The following is a 21,022-nucleotide window of genomic DNA, read 5'->3' on the forward strand; positions in this document are numbered from 1 at the left end:
GCACGTGGCAAAACGTCTGAGATCGCTGGAAACGGTTATCTACATGGGCTGGAAGCGCAATCCACATTCGAGAGGCATTGAAGGATCACGAACATTATGGGGGCAGATGCGCAATGCGCACTGTTTTATGGGGTCCGGCTCGACGATCATGCCCCTGCCGATCACCTGCTCCGACGCATCGGCGGGTTGCCTGACTTCGATTACGTGCACGAGGCATTGGCGGCGCGCGACAGTACGCGCGGACCGCCTTTCCCGGTCCAGACGAGATACGTGCCCTAGGTCGGCGCTCTCGACTCACGGTACACGGCCTCAATATTGTTTCCGTCGGGATCATACAGGAAGGCAGCATAATAGGCCTCGGGGTAGCCATCCGAACGAAGACCCGGTGCACCGTTATCCACCCCTCCAGCAGCGAGCCCATATCGGTGAAAGTCTTCGACAGCTTCGCGAGACGTAGCGCGGAACGCAGTGTGTTGCTTCACCCCGGTTGGATGAAAAACGTCGAGCCAAAACGAGGGATATTCGGCACCAAAAGCAACGCCTGCCAAATCACCGTCGCCATCGTCAGCCAGCGCCATAGTCGAGTCGATCCGCATGACGACTTTAGCCCCGAGGGGGCGAAGTGCTGCCTCGTAAAACCGCGCAGATCGAACGATGTCAGTGACACCGATGCCGGTATGATCAAGGAGCCAATTGGAGACGCCTGCCATCGGATCTCTCCACCTGATTGCTGATCGTTGTTTCATCATATCATGCGCGGCATCATCGAAAAAACTCGCAAGCTTGTCTGGATTCGCCGGATATGGACGTTGACGGACGCACGGAGCGGATCAGGGCGAGTGGTCGCGGGCGTGGGCGATCTGCAAAGCGCTTCGGTCTTGATCATGGCGGGCTTGGCGACGAGCAGCCGACCGCAGTCGAGCGGTTCCATCACCTTCATCTGTCACGGGCGGTCTCTGGCACGCGGCTGTTCAATGCTGGGCGATCGTGCATGATTGGCCATGACCGCAGCGCATCGACAAGGCGTCCTTCGCTATCTGGGCATTTGGGCCGCGTGGCTGGCGATCGCGGTGGTGACTGCGTTCCAGACCTATGCCGCGGGTTTCGCGGGCGGCCCCAAGCTCGCGCCGGGGCAGGCATTGGTCAATGGGCTGATCTGGTATTCGGCCTGGGCCGCACTAACGCCCGGAGTTGTGCGGGTGGCGCGCGCGTTCGCCGACGAGCGGCGGCTGGGCAGGCTGCTTGCCATTCATCTGGCCTTTGGGCTCGTCTTCGCGGTGCTGCACGCGGCGCTGTACAGCGCGATGAACGCGATGCTCTATTTCCGCGCGCCTTGGGCGCCGTGGAGCACTGCGCTGCTGATCACGAAGCTGGCGACCAGCATCCACGTTCATCTGATGATCTACGCGCTGCTTGTCGCGATCGTGCTCGGCGCGCGCGCTTATAGGACAATGCGCGATCGCGAAGTCGCGGAGGCGCGGCTGGAGGCGCAGCTCGCAGAGGCGGAAACCGCGGCACTGCGCGCGCAGCTCCAGCCGCACTTCCTGTTCAACACGCTCAACGCCATTTCCGCACTGGTGCCCGACGATCCGATCGTGGCCCAGCGGCTGATAGCGCGGCTGGGCGATCTGCTGCGGCTGTCGATTGACCAACGCAGGTCGCAGCAGAGCGCGCTCGCCGATGAACTCGACTTCACCGATACGTATCTCGCGATTGAGGAAGCGCGGTTGGGCGAACGGCTGCGAATCGTCCGCGATATCGCGCCCGGGTTGGAGACCGTCCAGGTGCCGGCGCTGCTGCTACAGCCGCTGGTCGAGAACGCGGTGCGCCACGGGATTGCCCCGTCGATCGAAGGCGGCACGCTGACGATCGAGGCGAAGCCCGCAGCCGACAAGCTGAGGATCAGCGTCGCCGACGACGGCAAGGGCGCGGGCGCGATCCGCGAGGGTGTCGGGCTCGGCAACGCACGGCTGCGGTTGCGCCAGCTGCATGGCGAGCGCCAGTCGCTCGAGATCGACACGGCGCCGGGCGAAGGTTTTCGCGTCACCATCCTGGTGCCGCGGTGATCCGGACCCTGATCATTGATGACGAGCCGCTCGCACGCCGCGCAGTGCGCCAGTCGCTCGCCGGGTTCGGCGATTTCGAGATGGTCGGCGAAGCGGGGCACGGGGCGGAAGCGGTGGCGGCAATCAGCACGCTGCGGCCCGATCTGGTGTTTCTCGACGTCCAGATGCCCGAGATGGACGGCTTCGGCGTGATCGAGGCAATCGGCGTGGATGCGATGCCGCTGGTCGTGTTCGTGACGGCGTTCGACGCCTATGCAGTGCGCGCGTTCGAGGCGGAGGCGCTCGATTACCTGCTCAAGCCGTTCGACGACCAGCGCTTTGCCCGCGTGATCGAGCGGGTGCGGCGACAGTTCGGCATGGGCGGCGGCCAGCGCGACGGTATGCGATCGCTGCTCGGCGGGCAGGGCCGGCTCGTCGCGCGCGGCAATGGCTTGGCGCAACTGGTTCGGCTCGACGAGATCGACTGGATCAGTGCGGCCGGCGACTATGCCGAAGTCCATGCCGGCGGACGCAGCTTGCTGATCCACGAATCATTGACGTCGCTCGAGGCGCGGTTGCCCCAGGCCGCGTTCGCGCGCATCCATCGCGCCGCGATCGTCCGGCTTGACCGGTTGGTCGAAGTCCGGTCCGGCACGCACGGCGACGGCGTGGCGCGGCTGGCGTGCGGCGCGGAACTTCGGTTCAGCCGGCGATACCGCGAGCCAATCGACGTCTACCTTACCCGCTGATCCCGCTTGGCGATCCGCCGGACCCGCCCGGCGAAAATCCATTGCCGGCAAACCCCGTTCCGGGCCCGTATGCCGCTCAACCAAAACAGGGGGTGGGCATGGGGTTGAGGCACAGGGCATATGCCCTCTTCAGGTTTCCGACGGCGGTATTCGCGCTGGCGATCCTGTTCCCCGCAAGCCCTTCATCGGCGCAGCTCGCCAACCCCCGGGCCACGATCAAGCTCCACGTCGAAGGCCGCTTGGCCCCGCGTGCGACGATCGCCGACATGGCGTGGATCGAGGGCCACTGGATCGGCGACATGCCCGATGGGCCGGTCGAGCATGTGCTTCTCAGTCCTCGCTTTGGGCAGCTTCCGGGCTTCGTCCGCGCGCTCGCTCCCCAGAACCTGGCCTTTTACGAGATCGGCGTGTTCGCCGAGATTGGAAATTCGCTGACGCTTCGGGTCAAGCACTTCACGCCGGAACTCGCCGGTTGGGAAGCGCAGGCGGCTTATATCGACCGCCCGCTGGTCGATCGCGATTCGACCAGCTTCTACTTCGACGGCGCGACTTTCTCGCGAACCGGGCCGGATAGCTTCACGGTCTATTTCCTCAATCGCTCGGAGGGCCAGGAACGCGAGACACTCGTGATTCCCTTCCGGCGTACATCATTCCCCACGCGGCAAAGCGATGGAGCACCGTCATGAGCGCGCTACGCAAGCTTTACGCCGTTGCCTGTTGCTTGCTGGCGCTGTTCGTCGCTCCGGCGATGGCACAGCCGCAGAGCCGGCTCGTTGTCAGCACGCTGCAATCGACCAGCTTCGCCGGCAGCAAGATCGGCATCTCGCCAGTCCGCAACCTCACGGTCTATCTGCCGCCGCGCTACGCCGAGCCGGGCAAGCGCTTTCCCGTCCTCTATTTCCTCAACTATTTCTTCGAAGATCACCGTGAACCCTTCGCCAGCCACGGCGCAAAGGCGCTGCTGGACAAAGCGATCGCGCAAGGTGTGATCGGCGACGTCATCGTCGTGACCGCCGACTTCACGACCCCCGCGGGCAGTTCGTGGTACGTGAACTCGCCGGTGACGGGCAATTGGGAAGACTTCATGGTGCGCGAGCTGGTGCCGCACATCGATGCAACCTACCGCACGCTCGCCACCCGGGATTCGCGCGGGATCGCGGGGGATGGCCCGGGGGCTTATGGCGCGATCCGCTTCGGCATGCGCCATCCCGAAATGTTCGGCGCGGTCTATGGCCTGCAGCCGGTGGCAAGCGGGCCGAATATCCAGCCGACGCACAGCCGCCCGAACTTCGAACGCATGGCGCGCGCGACATCGCTCGACGATCTGCGGGACGACGGCTTCTCGCTGATCTTCACGTCGATCTATCAGGCCTTCTCGCCGAACCCGAACCGACCGCCGCTGTTCTTCGATCCACCGGCGCGGCGTGTCGACGGGCGCATCGTAGTGGACAGCGATCGTACGGCGCGTTTTAAACAGGGATTCGCGCTGACGGCCTTGCTCCCCGCTCATGCCGACAATCTCAAATCGCTGCGCGGCTTCAAGTTCGACTGGGGGCGTCAGGACACGCTGGTCGATCATGTCTATGGCGCGCAGGCCTTGTCCAATCTCCTCGCCGAATATGGCGTGCCGCACGAAGCCGAGGAGCATGGCGGCGGCTTTCGCGACCGGCATTGGGGCGAACAGGGACGTTTCTACACCGATCTTCTGCCCTTCTTCGCGCGAACCCTGCTGTTCGGACCGCCGGTAACGCCTGGCGAGCGGGTCAACGCCGCGCATGGAATGCTGCGCGAGGTGATACTGTCCAACGATGTCGATAAGCGTGCCGCGCTCTACCGCGCCGACGCGCGAAGCATGCCCGAATATCAACCGGTGCTGCAGGGCACCCGCCAGATTGCCGCCTATCACCGCGCCATGCGCGAACGGCGGCGGGTGATCGATTATGTCCCGGTCCCGAGCGACGTGTTCGACCTGGGCGACACCTTGGTCAAGATCGGAACCTTCACGACCCGCTGGTCCGACCGCGCCGACGAGGAGCGCGGGAAATACGCTTATGTCTGGGGCGTCGAGCGGGACGGCAGCCTCAGGCTCAAGGGTGACACCTGGGGCTATTTCCGCGCCCTCGCCGATCCCGCGGGCTTCTTCACCGCGATACCGGAGTCGTCGGCCGCGCCGATCCCGCCAGCCGCAGCCGACCGGCCCTTGGGCGAATTTCTGCGAGCGCATAATGACCGCGACGCCGAGGCTGTGCGGACCAAGGATGTCGAGGCGAAACTCGTGGATTACACCGACGACGCCATCTTCATGCCCTTCGCCGATACGCCCAAACGCGGCATGGCCGAGATCCGCCCCTATCTGACCGCCTATACTGCGGCCGGAACCGGCGCGACCTTCCGCGATGTCCAGGTATGGACCCTGGCGTTCGAAAATCACGGTGCGTGGGTGATCGAATATCCCAGATTTCGCGTCGATTGGACCGCGGGCGGCCAGTCGGGCATCGTCAAGGGCGGCGGCATCCGGCTGTGGCAGCGCCAGGCAGACGGCTCACTCAAGCTGCATCGGCAAATCGGAACACACGACTATGTCGTCCCGGCCCGTTGAAACAGCGCCCCGGTCCGTGGGCAGGCTAACTGGCTCGGAACAGGCATTCCGGCATGGACCGACGTCGGTCGACCGACGATCTGGCCCGGCAAAACTGCGCGTCTGCTCTGACCGAAAGCCACCATTCCGTTCAGTCCGAGCCCCGGCGGCGGGGAAGGCGTCGGCGGGGCGGGCGAAGCGGAGGTCACAGCTCGCCTCCCTCGGCCAGCGTGTTGAGCTGATCGGCCATCGCGCCCCAGCCGCCTTCAAAGCCCATCGAGCGGTGCTGTTCCAGGGCATCGTCGGTCCAGTGGCGCGCCGTGGCGGTAAAGCGGGTGCCGTCGCCGTCGGGCACGATCTCGAACACGCCGACCATGAACGGCCCGCTCGGCTTCCAGCCGACGGTGAAGGCGTCGGTAAACACAAAGCGGCGGTTCGGCTCATAGTCGAGGATCACCCCCTCATTGAGCATTTCCTCGCCGTCGGGTCCATGCATCACTACCAGGCTACGACCTCCGGGACGCCACTCAATGTCGCGTGCTTCGGCGCGCCAGGGCCGCGGGCAGAACCACTCCTCGAAACGATCCGTCATGATCCGCCAGACATCCTCCAAGGGAGCCGCTATGCGGCGCTCGACACTGAGTTCACGGATATCGCCCATCATTCGTCTCCTTGGCAAAGCAGGGTCATGTCGTGGTTGAAATGCTGCATGCTCTCGCGCACCGCTGGAGGATCGCCTGCGACGTCGTGATTAGCCAGCGCCTCGGCGACATCGTCCTCCAGCGTGGTCGCGGGGCCGGTAATTACCGCCTATGCCTCGCGCGCAATAGGGTGCGATTGATGCACCTCCTGTGCGAGCGTGCCGGCCAGGCAGGTGAAGGCGTCGGTGCCGCCGTCGCGGGCACGTGGTCGGGGTCGGGGTCGGGGAGCGTGCGTAGGGGCATCAGGGGGTATGTCCCTGTTTGGTTGGTTCGATTCCGCGGCATCAGGTGGCACCGAGCCGCAGCGCGAGCGCGGCGAGCGTCACCAGCAGGACCGGGATGGTCAGGGTCGCGCCGACCCTGAAATAATAGCCCCAGCCGATACGGATGCCCTTCTGCCCGAGGACGTGCAGCCACAGCAGCGTCGCCAGCGAGCCGATCGGCGTTATCTTGGGGCCGAGATCGCAGCCGATCACGTTGGCGTAGATCATCGCGTCCTTGACCGCGCCCGTGGCGTGGGTCGCGTCGATCGACAGAGCGCCGACGAGCACCGTCGGCATGTTGTTCATGACCGACGACAGCAACGCAGCGATGATGCCGGTGCCGAACGCTGCGCCCCACACGCCGCCCTGCGCGGCGCGATCGAGGAGACCGGCGAGGTGATCGGTCAGGCCGGCGTTCCGCAGTCCGTAGACGACCAGATACATTCCGAGCGAGAAGATCACGACCTGCCACGGCGCTCCGCGCAGGACCTTGCGGGTCTCGATGACGTGGCCGCGTGCGGCGACGACAAGCAGCAGGACCGCGCCGGCCGCGGCGACCGCGCTGACCGGCACGCCGATCGGTTCGAGCAGGAAGAAGCCCGCCAGGAGCGCGGCAAGCACGATCCAGCCGGTTCGGAACGTGGCCGAGTCGCGGATCGCGTCTGCCGGTGCGCGGAGCTGGGCCACGTCGTAGCTGGTCGGCACGTCGCGGCGGAAGAACAGCAGCAGCACGACCAGCGTCGCGGCGATCGAGGCGAGGTCGACCGGCACCATCACCGCTGCATAGTCGGCGAACCCCATGCGGAAGAAGTCGGCCGACACGATGTTGACCAGGTTGGAGACGATCAGCGGCAGGCTGGCCGTGTCGGCCACGAAGCCCGCCGCCATGACAAACGCCAGCGTCGCCCTGTCGCGGTAGCCGAGCGCTCGCAGCATCGCGATGACGATCGGCGTCAGGATCAGCGCCGCGCCATCGTTCGCGAATAGCGCCGACACGGCCGCACCGAGCAGGACGATCAGGACGAACAGCCGTCGGCCGTGCCCGCCGCCCCAGCGGGCGACGTGGAGCGCGGCCCAATCGAAGAACCCGGCTTCGTCGAGCAGCAGGCTGACGATGATGATCGCGACGAACGTCGCGGTCGCGTTCCAGACGATGCCCCACACCACCGGGACGTCGGAGAGCGAGACCACTCCGACGAGCAGCGCTACGGCTGCGCCGCCGAGCGCACTCCACCCGATGCCGAGGCCTCGGGGCTGCCAAATGACGAGCGCGATCGTAACGGCAAAGATGGCGAGGGCGAGGAGCATCAGCCGAGGCGCTGCCCGGCCGCGTCCACCACCTGTTCGCCGTCCTCCTTGGCGAACGCCCCCCGCTGCGGCTCGCGGAGCAGATCAAGGACGGCTTCGGACGGGCGGCAGAGCTTCACGCCGAGGGGCGAGACGACCAGCGGGCGGTTGATCAGGACCGGGTGCGCGATCATCGCGTTGAGCAGCACGTCGTCGCTCAGCGAGGCGTCGCCAAGACCGAGTTCGGCATAGGGCGTGCCCTTCTCGCGCAGCAGGTCCCGCGGCGTGATGCCGGCGCGGTCGATCAGTTCGACCAGCAGCGCGCGCGAGGGCGGGGTCTTCAGATACTCCACGACGTGCGGTTCGATACCGGCGTTGCGGATCATCGCCAGCGTGTTGCGCGACGTGCCGCAGGCGGGGTTGTGATAGATCACGACGTCGACGGCCATGGCGCGTCCTTTCAGCAGCAGGGGGTCAGTTCGGCGATGAGCGGCGCACACAGCTCGGCCGAGCTGGCACAGCAGTCCTTGATCAGGAACAGCGTCAGCGTGCGCAGCCCGTCCAGATCGGCGCGATAGATGATGGACCGGCTGTGCCGCTCGGAGCGCACGATGCCGGCGCGGGCGAGGATGCCGAGATGCGCGGACATGGTGTTCTGCGGCACGCCGAGCTGTCGGGCGATTTCGCCTGCCGCCATCCCGTCCGGCTCGTGTCGTACAAGCAGGCGGAACGCATCGAGGCGCGTATCCTGCGCGAGCGCCCCGAGCGCGGTAATTGCCAAGCCGATATCCATGTATCCAGCATAGCCGATATATCCGGCAGGGCCAGCGCGTGTGTATGGAGCTAGCCTCGCATTGTACCCGCGCGACCGCGGGCCAGCCGGTTACCTCTCCCGTCACGGCATTCGCGAGCCGCAAGCCGGGCGGCAAAATCGGTCAAATCGCGGAGATGAACCGGCGTCCGACGTGGTAAGGCGAGGGAGGAGGCGTCAGCGTCCGTCAGTCGGTCGCAGCATTATTGAATGCGACGCTCGACCGGTAACCGACGGAGGCGCGTGCGTGGCGCGCCTCCGGTATCGAGCGTCAAAGCCGCGCGGCGGCGCTCGCGAGGGTGATATACATCGCGCCTTCCGGGACGACATATTCGTTCTCGCCCCAGAAGAACGGCCAGTCGTCGCGGTTCTCCGGATAGTCGGGCTTCAGCAGCAGGACGCCCGGCACCACACCGCCGGGAATGAACGAGAAGTCCGCGCGGTTGCTGCCATAGGCCACTTCCTTCGACATCGCGCCGACGCCAGAGACGAACGAGCGGTCCGACGCCGGATGATGCCCGTGGAGGAAGTCGAGCGCGCGCAGCACCGGCGCGGTGTCGACCACCGCTGGAAAGGCGCGGTGAAGCGCGTCGGCGGTCAGGCCGAAATTGAGCACCGCGCCGCTCCCGGCCCAGCCCCCGGCGGTGATCGGCACGCCGAACGGATTGGCGGTCTCGATCACCTTCGCGCGGGCTGCCCAGTCGCGCGCCGCGGTTTCGACCTGCCGGCGATAGCCATCCGGCATGTGGCGAAGCGCCTTCACCATCGTCGTCGCAGTTGCATCGAAGCGACGCAGCATCGCCGGGGCAAGCGCCTCGACCCGTTCGGCGTAGCGCGTGTCGCCGGTCGCGACGAGCAACTCCACCGCGGCGGTGAACTCTTCGGCGTCGAGCGGGCCACCCGTCGTGTTGCCGTGGCGGAACAGGTCGGGTGCATGGCTGTGTTCGTCGGCCCACACCTGTTGCGCACGGTCGAGACAGCGTTTGGCGAACGCCGGATCGCGCGTCATCCACACGCGATAGGTCGCGGCCAGCGCCGCCGCCGATCCATAATCGAGCGCGGAGGCCTTGGTCGTGAAGGCCCAGCGGTCGTCGGGCGTACCGCTGCGCCCGCCGCGCGAATCATAGGCGCGCTGATAGGGTTTGAGCGTCGGATCATAGATGAGCCCGTCGGTCTTGGTCGCCGCATCGCCCAGATGCGTGTACTGGCCAACGTCGGGCTCGACGATACCGTGGATCGCATGGCCGACCGCGTCATACTGTGCCAGCAATTGCAGGCTGCCGTGGCGAATCTGTTGCAGGATGTCGGGCACACCGTCGGGCACGTGCATCTCCACGCGCCGCGTCGTCCAGTCGACCGCCACCGTGTCGCGGTCGATCCCGAAGGTCTCGACCGCGTCGGCGAGCTGACGCACGACCTGATATTGGGTCTGCGTCCGGATGTCGAAATCGCCGGCATCGAGCCACCCGCCGACCGCAAGGCCGGGGATATGCTCGCCGGGCTTGAAACGCGTGTCGGTCGTCGGCCCTTGCCGATACAGGTCGATATGCTCGTGTTTGACCGGGGCCTGTCGCGCATCGTCGCGGTGCGGATCGCCGTGCCAGACGCGATAGGCTTCGTTGACGGCGACATGATCCATCGCGATCGGCAGATAGACGTCGTTGGGGAGGTGCCACAGTCCCGTCAGCGCGTCGGCTCCGATCGGAAAGGGCGCGCTGCGCGTCGTCCCATAGTCGATCGCATAGGTGCCCGGCGTCTTCACCGTGCTGAAGTCGAACCGGACGTAGCGATAGCGCAGATAGTTGCCCCATTCGCGCGTCGACCCCGCCGCCACCGGCGCGAAGACGCCGTCGGGGTTCAGCCGCAGCAGGCGAGGGCGGAGCGCGCGGCGATCGTCGCGGTCGAGCTCGATCGTCGCGACCTTGGGCAGATCGGTGCGATAGCCGGCCTGCGAATGGCCGATGACCGGCGGGCGCAGCCAGTCGGGAACGCTGTTGGCGTCGAGCGTCCATTCGATCACCTTGCCTGTCCGACCGCCGGGCAGCAGCTGACGCGCGACATACCAGCCATTCTGCGCCTGGTTGCGCCCGTCGTACAACGATACCGCCCCCTCGCGCGTGGTGATGCCGACGCGCCGCGCGGGGTCTTCGGGCGCGAGGATCAGCTGCCGCGCGCTCGCAAAGGCTTGCGGTTCGGCGCCCGGACCATCGCTGCGCCCGCTCGCCAGATTGCGCTCGGGTGCCAGCGTCATCGCGTCGGCGGGATAGCGCGGGAAAAGCGCGGGCTTGCCGTCGGCGGCATAGCTTTTGTGGAAATAGGCAGAAGGCACGAATTCGAGGTTCAGCCCCGCCTTGCCGACCTGTGCCGTTGGCAGGAGCTGGTCGAGCAGCACCGACAGGACGACCATGGCACCGCGCCGTTCGGCGCGGACGGTATAGCTGAAGTCGGGATAGCGCATCGCGACCTCGATCACACCCGCCGCCTTGTCGACCCGCCGGCGGACGAAGGTGGCGGCCGGATCCCACTGACCCGGCGTCGCGGACAGGCGCACATCGCCGTTGGTGGCGGTGCGCACGCCTTGCTGGATGAGTTCGACGCCGCTGATCTTGGCGTCGGCGAACAACCCTTCGTTGACGTTGGAAAAGACGAGCCAGTTGACGCCCGGCGCCTCGAAATAATCGGAGCGGTCGAGCCGGAGTGGCGCACGATCGGACGCCTGCGTCACCCCCGTGCTGCTCGTTGCGAGAAGCGCGGCAATCAACCACGCGCGATACTGCGTGCCCATCAGCAATCCTCCCCTATCCTATCGTTAGCGCTACCATATCTCCACATTGTCCGTTTTCAAGCGGTTGAAGCGTTGCTCTGTATCAAATGGGAGAGGGCTGAGCGTGGAACGCGACTGGTAGCTCACAGCGGGTCCGCCGAACTCATGTAGCGCAGGGAAACGGGGAGAGTCAGGGATGGCCCAAACCAAAACGGCCCCGCATCGCTGCAAGGCCGTTGGAAACTCTGGTGGACGCACTTGGGCTCGAACCAAGGACCCGCTGATTAAGAGTCAGCTGCTCTACCAACTGAGCTATGCGTCCATTCCGGGGCGGTTTTGGTGGCGCCTTGGTGTGGCGCCCCGCTGCTGGAGGCGCGCTGTTAGCAGACTCATCGGGGGCCGCAACCCCTTTTCGTCCTACCAGCGAACAGTTTTTCGATTTTCGCGATCAATCGACATCAAAATCCCGAGGCACAACAGCACCGTCATCTGCGACGACCCGCCATAGCTCACCAGCGGCAGCGGGATGCCCACCACGGGGGCGAGGCCCATCACCATCATCAGGTTGATCGCGACATAGAAGAAGATCGTCGTGGCGAGCCCTGCGGCGGCGAGCCGCGCGAACCGCGACTGCGCGCGCTGCCCGACCTCGATCCCCCAGCGGATCACGAGCAGGAAGGCGAGGATCAGCAGGCAGCCGCCGACCAGCCCCCATTCCTCGGCCATCGTCGCGAAGACGAAATCGGTATGCCCCTCGGGGAGGTAGTCGAGATGGCTCTGCGTGCCGTTGAGGAATCCCTTGCCCCACAGCCCGCCCGATCCGATCGCGATCTTCGACTGGCTGATGTGGTAGCCGGTGCCCAGCGGATCGCTCTCGGGATCGAGGAAGATCAGGATGCGGTTGCGCTGGTAGTCGTGCAGCGCGAAGTTGATCGCGAGCGGGATCGCGACCGACGCGGCGACCGCGCCGCCGACGAACAGCCTGATCGGGATGCCCGCAAGGAACATCACCGTCGCGCCGCCCGCGCAGATCATCAGCGCGGTGCCGAGGTCGGGCTGTTTCATCACGATCGCCGCGGGAATGCCGATCAGCACCGCGGCGGGCCAGATCCCTGCGAACCGCCGCGTCTCGTTGGGCGGCAGCATGTCGTAGAAGCGCGCGCACGCGAGCACGATCGCGGGTTTCATCAATTCGGACGGCTGCAGCCGGATGAAGCCGAGGTCGAGCCAGCGCTGGCTCCCGCCCCGGACCGCACCGAGCAGTTCGACGAGGACCAGTGCGAGCACGAGCGCGCCATAGGTCGGCCAAGTCGCCGCCTTCCAGACGCGTTCGGGGATGCGGGAGAGCATGACCGACCCTGCGAGCAGGACGAAGAAGCGGACGCCCTGCGGCAGCGTCCAGGGCCGCAGCGAGCCGCCGGCGGCCGAATAGAGCACGACCAGCCCGAAGGTGCCGATCGCGGCGACGAGCAGCAGCGTGCGCCACGGCAGCGCGGCAAGCTGTTCTGGGACGATACGCGAGGTCATTGGACACGCTCCGTGGTGCCGTCCTCGGCGACGCCGCCGTCGGACGTGGCCAGATCGGCCTGCGCGCGGTTGGCGCTGTCGGTCGCATTGGCAACCGCGGGCGCGTCGCTGGGGACGATTGCGTCGGTCTTCGTCGCGATCGCGGCGGGTGGTGCCGACTGCGCGGTGCGATAGGCGGCCGCGGTCGCCGCCATTCGTGTCCTGATGTCGCCGCCCCAGGTCGGCTCGACCTCCGCCAGCGATTTCAGCGCGCGTTCGCGGTCGAGCATGTAGGTCATGATGTCGCGTGCGATCATCGGCGTGTCGAGGTTGCGCACCGTATGGCCGTTATGCTCGAGCACGACCGCGAGCGCGTAGCGAGGGTTGTCGGCGGGCGCGAAGCCGATGAACAGCGCATGGTCGCGCAGCTTGAACGGCAGCTGGCCATTCTTGAGCACGCCCGAACGCCGCTCTGCCATCGTGATGCGACGGACCTGCGCGGTGCCGGTCTTGCCCGCGATCGCCACGCCCGGGATGAGCAGCCGGGCTGCACCGCCGGTGCCGCCGCCGTTTATCACCCCGAACATCGCCTCGCGGACACGGGCGAGGTTCTCCGAATCAATGTCGAGCGCGGGGGCGTCGCGGTGCACCTGGCTTGCGAGGATGCTGGGCTGAAGGTCGCGCCCCGAGGCGAGCCGCGCCGCCATCACCGCAAGCTGAAGCGGATTGGCGAGCACATAGCCCTGACCGATCGAGGCGTTGAGCGAATCGGCGACGGTCCATGGCCGCTTGTACTTGCGCAGCTTCCATGCCGGATCGGGCATCGTCCCGAAGCGCTGCGTCGAGAAGGGCAGGTCGAACTTCTGCCCGAGTCCCAGCGTCCGCGCGATCGGCGCGATCCGGTCATAGCCGACGCGCCGCGCCATCTCGTAGAAATAGATGTCGCAGCTCTGCATGATCGCGTTCTTGAGATCGAGCGGACCATGCCCGCCACGCTTGTGGCAGTGGAACACGCTGGTCCCCAGCCGCATCGCGCCCGAGCAGTTGACGCGCGCGCCCGGCTCGATGCCCGCATGGAGCAGCGCGAGCCCGTTCATCGGCTTGACCGTCGAGCCCGGCGGATACAGCCCCTGCGTGACCTTGTTCATCAGCGGCACGTGATCGTCGTCGCTCAGCATCTGCCATTCGAGATGGCTGATCCCGTCCGAGAAGCTGTTGGGATCATAGGCGGGCATCGACACCATCGCGAGCATCTCGCCTGTCCGGCAGTCGATCACGACGACCGAACCCGAATTGGTGCCGAGCCGGCGTGCGGCATATTCCTGGAGGCCTGCGTCGATGGTCAGGCGCGCGGTCTTGCCGGGCACGTCGGGCTTGGTCGCGAGTTCGGCGACCAGCTTGCCGCGTGCGGTGACCTCGACGCGCTTCGCGCCGGCCTGGCCGCGCAGTTCGTCCTCGAGCATCTTTTCGAGCCCGTCCTTGCCGAGCTTGAAGCCCGGCGTGACAAGCAACGGGTCGCGCGTCTTCTTGTACTGCTCGACATTGGGCACGCCGACATAGCCCGTGAGATGCGCGACGGCGGCGCCGGCGGGGTAGTTGCGCGCAAAGCCGCGCGTCGGTGCGACGCCGGGGAGTTCGGGCAGCCGTACGCTGACCGCGGCGAACCGCTCCCAGTCGAGATTCTCCGCGACCTGCACGGGCTGGAACCCGGCGGCGTGATCGAGATCGATCGCGATCCGCTCGACTTCCTCGGGCGGCAGCTGGAGGATACGGCCGAGCAGCGGCAGCACGCGCTCCTTGTCGCGCAACCGGTCGGGGATGATGTCGACACGGAAATCGGTGCGGTTGTTCGCGATCGGCACGCCGTGGCGGTCGACGATCCAGCCGCGTCGTGGCGGCAACAGCGTCATGTTCACGCGGTTGCTTTCGGACAGCATCGTGTAGCGGTCGTTCTGCGCGATCGACAGCCACGCCATCCGCCCCGCCAGCATCAGGCCCACGCCGCCCTGCGCCGCGCCCAATATCCAGGCGCGGCGTGAGAAGCTGTAGGCTTGCGACATTTCGGTCACCACGCGCGGCGGGCGTCTCATTGCTGAATTCGACTCATTCCTGGGCACGACGCCGTTCGATCATCGCCACGATGCGCGCGGCCAAGGGGAAAAGCATCATGGTTATCACGATCTGCGCCAATAGCACGGTGTCGACATGCGTGCCGACCCTGACCGCAAGAAATCGCCCGCCGAGCGCGCAGCACGCGATCCCGCCGCTCGCGATCAGCCAGTCCTGCCAGAAGTCGCGGAACACCAGCCGTTGCTCGATCATGTCGATCACGACGAAGGCGAGCGACCAGAGCAGTACCGCGCTGCCAAGCGGCTGGCCGCTGAGGAGGTCGTCGAACAGCCCGAGCGGCGCCGCGGCCCAGGGGCGCAACGCGTAGCGCGCGAGCAGCCGCCACGCGAGCAGCATGACGAACCCGAACGGCGGCAGGATCGGGATCGTCGCGACGATCGGCACGATCGTGATCAGCGATCCGGCCATGACGGTCAGCCACGGGATCGCGCGCGCGCGTCCGCCCGCGACCTTGGGTTCGAACGGCTTGTAGTCGACCGAGTTTCGCGTGCTCACGGGCGCGCGTCGGGCTGGGCGGCGATCGGCCGGGGCGGGGGCACGGGCATGAAGCTGCGCTCGACCACGGCGAAGTCGAGCGTGTCGGGATGCGCGAAGGTCCGCGCCATCACCGAATCCGCGCCCGCCTGCATCACGCGTGCGACGGGGATGCCCGGCGAATACAGCCCGCCGACGCCCGACGTCACGAACAGGTCGCCCGCCTTGAACCGCACGTTGGTGGCGTTGACCGACCGCACGTCGATCATCCCGTCGCCGCGCCCGACCGCGATCGCGGGCAGGCCGTCGCGGGTCCGGCGGATCGGCACGATGCTGTCGACGTCGGTGAGCAGCATCACGCGTGCTGCGTTGGGGCCCGTCTCGATGACGCGGCCGACCAGCCCGTCGGGACCGCGCACCGCCATCCCCTGGCCGACGCCGCTCCACCGCCCCGCGTTGAGCAAGGCGAAGCGGCGACCGCTCGACGCGCTCGAACTGACCAGCCGCGCGGACACCACCGGATCGGCGATCCGGTCTCGCACGTGGAGCAACGACCGCAGCCGGCGATTGTCATAGGCGATGACCCGTGCGCGCATCAGCAGCGCGCGCGTCTGGTCGCGTTCGCGGCGCAGCGCGATGTTTTCCTGCTTCACGAAGAAATACTGGCCGATCGCCTCGGGGATCGCGGCGATCCCGCCGACGGCCCAGGCGAGACCCGACGAGACCGGCGTGGTGACACCCGCGATCCCCATCCGGGCGGCGCTGAACGCCGGCGGGTTGAACGTCGACATGACGAGCAGCGCCGCGCCCACCGCCGCGCCAGCGACCGCGAGCACGTAGCCAACGAACACACCATATTGGCGTCGCCTTGAAAACCCCGTGCGACGGTCGCGGGCTGGCGCCATGCGCCTGTCCCCTTGCTCTCGGGCATCGCCGGCCCCGGGGGCCCTATCCCCGCGGTCCCGACGATGCGATTTCCACCCCAGTCCTCTTTTAGCCGCTCATCAGCACGCCGCGGAACAGCGGATCCTCGAGCGCGCGACCGGTGCCGAGCGCGACGCAGGTCAGCGGGTCCTCGGCGACCGTCACGGGCAGCCCGGTCTCGTCGCGCAGCACCTCGTCGAGCCCCTGGAGCAGCGCGCCGCCGCCCGTCAGGACGATGCCCTGGTCGACGATGTCCGCGGCCAGTTCGGGTGCGGTGTTCTCCAGCGCGACGCGGACGCCCTCGACGATCGTCGCGACCGGCTCGCTCAGCGCCTCGGCGATCTGGCCCTGGTTGATCTGGATTTCCTTGGGCACGCCGTTGACGAGATCGCGGCCCTTGATGTGGATGATCGTGCCGATCCCGTCCGCGGGCGGCTTGGCGATCCCGACTTCCTGCTTGATCCGCTCGGCGGTCGCTTCGCCGATCAGCAGATTGTGGTTGCGGCGGACATAGCTGACGATCGCCTCGTCCATCTTGTCGCCGCCGACGCGGACCGACGTCGTGTAGGCGAGCCCGCGCAGGCTGAGCACCGCGACTTCGGTCGTGCCGCCGCCGATGTCGACGACCATCGAACCGATCGGCTCGGTGACGGGCATGTCGGCGCCGATCGCGGCGGCCATCGGCTCCTCGATCAGCCAGACCGTGCTGGCACCCGCGTTCGACGCGGCATCGCGGATCGCGCGACGTTCGACCTTGGTCGAGCCCGACGGCACACAGATCACGATTTCGGGCCAGCGGGCAAAGCGGCGGGGGCCGTGCACCTTCTGGATGAAATATTTGATCATCTGCTCGGCGACGTCGATGTCGGCGATCACGCCGTCTCGAAGCGGGCGGATCGCCTCGATGTTGCCGGGGGTCTTGCCCATCATCAGCTTGGCGTCGTCACCGACGGCCTTGACGCGCTTGATGCCGTTGATCGTCTCGACCGCGACGACCGACGGCTCGTTCAGGACGATGCCGCGGCCACGGACATAGACGACGGTATTCGCGGTACCGAGATCGATCGCCATGTCATGCGACATGAACTTGAAGAAACGCGAAAAGGCCATTCAATCAGGGTCCCGTATTCCTGGCCGCCGGACGGGCAGCACATCGCACAATAATCTCGCGAGGCCCGCCGGCGTTGTCCTCCACCGGGTGCCTAAACTAAAGAAGAGGGGCGTTTGCGGGTCGCGGGATGCCGTCGCTTGGTCTAGACGCAAACCCATGTCAATACGGCGTCTACCCGAGCATCTGGTCAATCGTATCGCCGCCGGTGAAGTGGTGGAAAGGCCCGCCAGTGCGTTGAAGGAACTTGTCGAGAATGCGATCGACGCAGGGGCGGGGCGGATCACCGTCGTGCTGGTCGACGGCGGCACCGCGCGGATCGAAGTCGTGGACGACGGATGCGGGATGACACCCGCCGACATGGCGCTCGCGCTCGAGCGTCACGCGACGTCGAAACTGCCGGACGAGCTTATTGAATCGGTCGTGACGCTCGGATTCCGCGGCGAAGCGTTGCCCTCGATCGCGAGCGTCGCGCGGCTGACGATCGAGAGCCGCGTCCGTGGACAGGAGGGGTGGTCGCGGATCGTCGACAATGGTCGCGTCGAGCGCGAGGCGCCCGCCGCGCTTCCCCCCGGTACGCGGGTGATCGTCGAGGACCTGTTCGCGCGCGTTCCCGCCCGTCGCAAGTTCCTGCGCTCCCCCCGCGCCGAATATGCCGCCTGTCTCGACGTCGTTCGCCGGCTGGCGATGGCCCGTCCCGATATCGGCTTCACGATCGAGCATGACGGCCGGCGCGCGATGTCGGCGATGCAGGTCGAGGATCGCCCGGGGCGCGTGGCGACGCTGACCGACCGCGCGCTCGCCGACAATTCGGTCGCGATCGACATCGAGCGCCCGGTCGAGTCGGGCATGCTCGTGCTTGGCGGGGTCGCGAGCTTGCCGACCTATAATCGCGGCATCGCCGACCACCAGTATCTGTTCGTCAACGGCAGGCCCGTGAAGGACCGGCTGCTGATGGGCGCGATCCGCGGCGCCTATGCCGAGATGCTCCCGCGCGACCGGCACGCGGTCGTCGCGCTGTTCCTCGACGTTCCCACCGACCAGGTCGACGTCAACGTCCACCCCGCCAAGACCGAGGTCCGCTTCCGCGACCCGGCGATGGTCCGCGGCCTCATCGTCTCGGGCCTGCGCCGCGCGCTCGACGCCGCCGGCCACCGCAGCCAGCGCGCGAGCGACTCCGCCCTGTCGATGTGGCAACAAGGAACCGCCTCTCCCCCCGGGGGGGAGGAAGGGGCCCGCCCGCAAGGTGGGTGGGACGGTGAGGGCATGCACCAAAGACTGCCGCTGGAAAACCGCAGCTACGCCAGCGTCAGCGACGCCCGCCCGACCTTCTTCGCCGCCCCCCCGCAGGCGCGCGCCGAACCCGCCTGGACGCCCCCGCCGCAGACCAGCGCCTTCCCGATGGGCGTCGCGCGCGGCCAGGTCGCAAAGACCTATATCGTCGCAGAGGCCGAGGACGGCCTCGTCCTCGTCGACCAGCATGCCGCGCATGAACGCCTCGTCCTCGAACGCATGCGCGCGGCGCTTGTCGGGGGGACGATCGCCAGCCAGGCGCTGCTGATCCCCGAGGTCGTCGAACTCGACGAGGCCGGATGCGACCGACTCGAATCGCGCGCGGCCGAGCTGTCGGAGTTCGGGCTCGACCTCGAACGGTTCGGGCCGCGCGCGATGCTCGTCCGCGCGACACCCGCGTTGCTCGGCCAGAGCGATCCCAAGGGGCTCGTCACCGACCTCGCCGACGAACTCGCGGCTTTCGACGAGGCCTTGTCGCTGAAGGAGCGGCTCGACGCGGTGGCGGGCACGATGGCGTGCCATGGCTCGGTCCGTGCGGGCCGGATCCTGTCGGTGACCGAGATGAACGCGTTGCTCCGCGAGATGGAGATCACGCCGCATTCGGGCCAGTGCAATCACGGGCGCCCGACCTGGGTGAAGCTGGCGCATGGCGACATCGAGAAACTGTTCGGGCGCAAATAGCCGGGTCAGGCGCGCGCGGACATGTCGCGGCGCCGCCTAGGTAGTTCTACGAATTGACCGCGGCTGCCGGTTGCGGGAGAGCGAGCGCGGGAAGGCGCGTTGACCGCAGAATCACGCCGCCCCCTTCGACCGTGACATCGACGCTGCTCATACCGCAGAGGGTATGCGCGCGCTCATCGGCCGATCGTCCTGAAATGGAGATCGTGATGACACTTCTCAAAGCATTCATATCCGCGCTTGGGCTGTTGTTCGCGACATCGTCGTCATACGCCAACTCGCAGGAGCAGGACATCCAGGTCCAGGCTCTGAAGCAGACGCCCGCCCGGTGGGTGACCGCGGTGAGCCGCAAACTCGAGCGGGTGATGGTCTTCCCGCAATTCATCAACGAGGTGCCAAAAAGCGGGATCGTGTCCGTCAGCTTCCGGGCCGATGGTGCAAATCGACCGACGGCGCTGACCGTCACCAGGAAATCGGGTGACCGGCGATTGGACAGGGCCGCGATGCTCTCCATCAACCGGCTGGGGACGTTGCCCGTGATGCCGGACGGGTTCCGGTCCGGTCAGCGTTTTGTCGCGAACCTTCTCTTCGCGGCCAACTATGCCGATTATGACCGGCAGGTTGCGCTGCTTCGCAAAGAGGCGAAAACGACGCGCATCGCATCCACCGGCGATCCGGATGCCCTGGCGATGGTGATCACGTCATATGCGGGTGCCGGATATTGAGGCTCGCATAAACGGGCACACCCCTCCCCGTTTCTGCGGGCGGGGAGGGGTGTGTCTGCCACCAATCCTGATGCGGCCCCCGGTCGGCATTCGGGTGACCGAGGCTGGCCCTATGGTGCAGGCACCGCCTTGCGGCGTGGCTGGCGCCGCTTTGCGGCCTTGCTATAGTCCGGCCGCCGGTACCCGGGGACAGGGGCGGCGGGAGATGGACGATGATGTACCGCTTTGCCCTGGTCGCGCTGCTGCTTCCGCAGATCGTGCCTGCAGAGGCCGCGCTGGCGCAGGAGTCGTCCGAGCGGATCATCCAGGTGACCGGGACGGCGAGCGTCGAGACCGCGCCCGATCTGGCACTGCTCGACGTCTATCTGCGCGGCGAGGGCGCGACGCCGGATGCGGCGACCACCGCGCTGGCGGCGAAGCAAAAGGCGGTGACGGGCGGCGTCCTGGGATTGCTCGGCGCCGGGAGCGAACTCACCACGAGCAACATCACCGTCATCGAGGCGCGTAGCGGGACGTGTGCGGACGGGCGCGGCTATGGCAGCCAGCCGCGGCTCAACACGGGCGACTGCGCGGTGACCGGTTATATCGCGACGATGCAGAACGCCGTCCGGACGCGGAACGTCGCCAAGGCGGGAACCGCCGCCGGCCTTGCCTCGCGCCTGGGTGCGAGCGATGCGCGGCTGCAGGGTTTTGCCCTGGCGAACCCGGAAGAGGCGCAGGGTCGCGCCAGTGCCGCCGCGATCGCAGCCGCGCGCCAGCGGGCCGAAGCCGTGGCGAGCGGTGCCGGGGTACGGCTCGGACCGATCGTCAGCGTCCGCGACCAGGCGAATTTCGAGTTTGGCGCGCAAGCGCGCGTCGCGCCGGGTGCGCCCCCCGCACCGCCCGCGCCGAGCATGACCGCGGCGATCCCGATCGACCTCAAGCCAAAGCCAATCGAGACGCGGGCGCAGGTCTTCGTCAGCTATGCGATCGTGCCATAAGCACGG

The 21,022-nt window shown here is 67.0% G+C and carries 18 protein-coding genes and 1 tRNA gene; 7 read left to right on the forward strand and 12 right to left on the reverse strand.

The genetic code is table 11. The features are described from left to right. Positions 1-275 precede the first annotated feature (275 nt). Positions 276-710, reverse strand: a complete 435-nt coding sequence (locus ASE72_RS13235) for a VOC family protein (RefSeq protein WP_056021822.1) — start codon at positions 708-710, stop codon at positions 276-278. A gap of 291 nt (positions 711-1,001) precedes the next feature. On the opposite strand from ASE72_RS13235, the gene ASE72_RS13245 reads away from it, so the two are divergent. The 4 genes from ASE72_RS13245 to ASE72_RS19710 all read left to right on the forward strand — a co-directional run bounded on the left by ASE72_RS13245 (position 1,002) and on the right by ASE72_RS19710 (position 5,393). Continuing rightward, positions 1,002-2,066, forward strand: coding sequence for a sensor histidine kinase (locus ASE72_RS13245; protein WP_056021828.1), 1,065 nt, complete (start codon positions 1,002-1,004; stop codon positions 2,064-2,066). Beyond that, positions 2,063-2,794: a LytR/AlgR family response regulator transcription factor gene (locus ASE72_RS13250; RefSeq protein ID WP_056021831.1), complete on the forward strand. Its 732-nt coding sequence runs from the start codon at positions 2,063-2,065 to the stop codon at positions 2,792-2,794. Before ASE72_RS13245 ends, ASE72_RS13250 begins: the two co-directional genes overlap by 4 nt. Before the next feature lie 266 nt (positions 2,795-3,060). Further along, a complete protein-coding gene (locus ASE72_RS13255) occupies positions 3,061-3,480 on the forward strand; it encodes a DUF6265 family protein (protein ID WP_156350440.1) in 420 nt (139 codons plus the stop codon). Next, a complete protein-coding gene (locus ASE72_RS19710; RefSeq protein WP_082445985.1) occupies positions 3,477-5,393 on the forward strand; it encodes an alpha/beta hydrolase-fold protein in 1,917 nt (638 codons plus the stop codon). Before ASE72_RS13255 ends, ASE72_RS19710 begins: the two co-directional genes overlap by 4 nt. Before the next feature lie 184 nt (positions 5,394-5,577). Here ASE72_RS19710 and ASE72_RS13265 read toward each other — a convergent pair whose 3' ends face one another. The 11 genes from ASE72_RS13265 to ASE72_RS13315 form a co-directional block, all read right to left on the reverse strand. Next, complete coding sequence (locus ASE72_RS13265) at positions 5,578-6,033, reverse strand: SRPBCC domain-containing protein (protein WP_056022394.1); 456 nt, start codon at positions 6,031-6,033, stop codon at positions 5,578-5,580. A gap of 324 nt (positions 6,034-6,357) precedes the next feature. Further along, a complete protein-coding gene (locus ASE72_RS13270; RefSeq protein WP_056021837.1) occupies positions 6,358-7,644 on the reverse strand; it encodes an arsenic transporter in 1,287 nt (428 codons plus the stop codon). Continuing rightward, a complete protein-coding gene (gene arsC, locus ASE72_RS13275; protein WP_056021840.1) occupies positions 7,644-8,072 on the reverse strand; it encodes an arsenate reductase (glutaredoxin) in 429 nt (142 codons plus the stop codon). Before arsC ends, ASE72_RS13270 begins: the two co-directional genes overlap by 1 nt. Before the next feature lie 11 nt (positions 8,073-8,083). Next, a complete protein-coding gene (locus ASE72_RS13280) occupies positions 8,084-8,416 on the reverse strand; it encodes an ArsR/SmtB family transcription factor (protein WP_056021843.1) in 333 nt (110 codons plus the stop codon). Between the two features lie 289 nt (positions 8,417-8,705). Beyond that, positions 8,706-11,219 carry a glycoside hydrolase family 9 protein gene (locus tag ASE72_RS13285; RefSeq protein ID WP_056021846.1) on the reverse strand — a complete coding sequence of 838 codons (2,514 nt, stop codon included), beginning with the start codon at positions 11,217-11,219 and terminating at the stop codon, positions 8,706-8,708. 225 nt (positions 11,220-11,444) lie between these two features. Continuing rightward, positions 11,445-11,520 (reverse strand) — tRNA-Lys (locus ASE72_RS13290). Between the two features lie 95 nt (positions 11,521-11,615). Then, on the reverse strand, positions 11,616-12,725 hold the full coding sequence (gene rodA, locus ASE72_RS13295) for a rod shape-determining protein RodA (protein WP_056021850.1): 1,110 nt from the start codon (positions 12,723-12,725) through the stop codon (positions 11,616-11,618). Then, a complete protein-coding gene (gene mrdA, locus ASE72_RS13300) occupies positions 12,722-14,794 on the reverse strand; it encodes a penicillin-binding protein 2 (protein ID WP_056021853.1) in 2,073 nt (690 codons plus the stop codon). Before mrdA ends, rodA begins: the two co-directional genes overlap by 4 nt. A 13-nt stretch (positions 14,795-14,807) precedes the next feature. Then, on the reverse strand, positions 14,808-15,329 hold the full coding sequence (mreD, locus tag ASE72_RS13305) for a rod shape-determining protein MreD (RefSeq protein ID WP_056021856.1): 522 nt from the start codon (positions 15,327-15,329) through the stop codon (positions 14,808-14,810). After that, positions 15,326-16,213 carry a rod shape-determining protein MreC gene (gene mreC, locus ASE72_RS13310; protein WP_056021859.1) on the reverse strand — a complete coding sequence of 296 codons (888 nt, stop codon included), beginning with the start codon at positions 16,211-16,213 and terminating at the stop codon, positions 15,326-15,328. Before mreC ends, mreD begins: the two co-directional genes overlap by 4 nt. 88 nt (positions 16,214-16,301) lie before the next feature. Beyond that, complete coding sequence (locus tag ASE72_RS13315) at positions 16,302-17,342, reverse strand: rod shape-determining protein (RefSeq protein ID WP_056021862.1); 1,041 nt, start codon at positions 17,340-17,342, stop codon at positions 16,302-16,304. A 157-nt stretch (positions 17,343-17,499) separates the two neighbouring features. Here ASE72_RS13315 and mutL point away from each other — a divergent pair, with 157 nt between their 5' ends. From mutL to ASE72_RS13330, 3 genes are all read left to right on the forward strand, one after another. Then, entirely contained in the window at positions 17,500-19,314 is a 1,815-nt protein-coding gene (mutL, locus tag ASE72_RS13320) for a DNA mismatch repair endonuclease MutL (RefSeq protein WP_056021865.1), read from the forward strand. Between the two features lie 194 nt (positions 19,315-19,508). Then, positions 19,509-20,036 carry a hypothetical protein gene (locus ASE72_RS13325; RefSeq protein ID WP_056021867.1) on the forward strand — a complete coding sequence of 176 codons (528 nt, stop codon included), beginning with the start codon at positions 19,509-19,511 and terminating at the stop codon, positions 20,034-20,036. Positions 20,037-20,248: 212 nt separating this feature from the next. Beyond that, complete coding sequence (locus tag ASE72_RS13330) at positions 20,249-21,016, forward strand: SIMPL domain-containing protein (protein WP_056021870.1); 768 nt, start codon at positions 20,249-20,251, stop codon at positions 21,014-21,016. Positions 21,017-21,022 lie beyond the last annotated feature (6 nt).

It is taken from the genome of Sphingomonas sp. Leaf20, from assembly GCF_001421535.1.
Lineage (GTDB): Bacteria > Pseudomonadota > Alphaproteobacteria > Sphingomonadales > Sphingomonadaceae > Sphingomonas.

Coding starts and splice junctions, on each gene's coding strand:
- ASE72_RS13280 (WP_056021843.1), bottom strand. CDS start 8,416: ATGGATATCGGCTTGGCAATTACCGCGCTCGGGGCGCTCGCGCAGGAT.
- mrdA (WP_056021853.1), bottom strand. CDS start 14,794: ATGAGACGCCCGCCGCGCGTGGTGACCGAAATGTCGCAAGCCTACAGC.
- ASE72_RS19710 (WP_082445985.1), top strand. CDS start 3,477: ATGAGCGCGCTACGCAAGCTTTACGCCGTTGCCTGTTGCTTGCTGGCG.
- ASE72_RS13255 (WP_156350440.1), top strand. CDS start 3,061: ATGGCGTGGATCGAGGGCCACTGGATCGGCGACATGCCCGATGGGCCG.
- rodA (WP_056021850.1), bottom strand. CDS start 12,725: ATGACCTCGCGTATCGTCCCAGAACAGCTTGCCGCGCTGCCGTGGCGC.
- ASE72_RS13245 (WP_056021828.1), top strand. CDS start 1,002: ATGACCGCAGCGCATCGACAAGGCGTCCTTCGCTATCTGGGCATTTGG.
- ASE72_RS13265 (WP_056022394.1), bottom strand. CDS start 6,033: ATGGGCGATATCCGTGAACTCAGTGTCGAGCGCCGCATAGCGGCTCCC.
- ASE72_RS13235 (WP_056021822.1), bottom strand. CDS start 710: ATGGCAGGCGTCTCCAATTGGCTCCTTGATCATACCGGCATCGGTGTC.
- ASE72_RS13315 (WP_056021862.1), bottom strand. CDS start 17,342: ATGGCCTTTTCGCGTTTCTTCAAGTTCATGTCGCATGACATGGCGATC.
- mutL (WP_056021865.1), top strand. CDS start 17,500: ATGTCAATACGGCGTCTACCCGAGCATCTGGTCAATCGTATCGCCGCC.
- ASE72_RS13285 (WP_056021846.1), bottom strand. CDS start 11,219: ATGGGCACGCAGTATCGCGCGTGGTTGATTGCCGCGCTTCTCGCAACG.
- mreC (WP_056021859.1), bottom strand. CDS start 16,213: ATGGCGCCAGCCCGCGACCGTCGCACGGGGTTTTCAAGGCGACGCCAA.
- ASE72_RS13330 (WP_056021870.1), top strand. CDS start 20,249: ATGATGTACCGCTTTGCCCTGGTCGCGCTGCTGCTTCCGCAGATCGTG.
- ASE72_RS13325 (WP_056021867.1), top strand. CDS start 19,509: ATGGAGATCGTGATGACACTTCTCAAAGCATTCATATCCGCGCTTGGG.
- ASE72_RS13270 (WP_056021837.1), bottom strand. CDS start 7,644: ATGCTCCTCGCCCTCGCCATCTTTGCCGTTACGATCGCGCTCGTCATT.
- arsC (WP_056021840.1), bottom strand. CDS start 8,072: ATGGCCGTCGACGTCGTGATCTATCACAACCCCGCCTGCGGCACGTCG.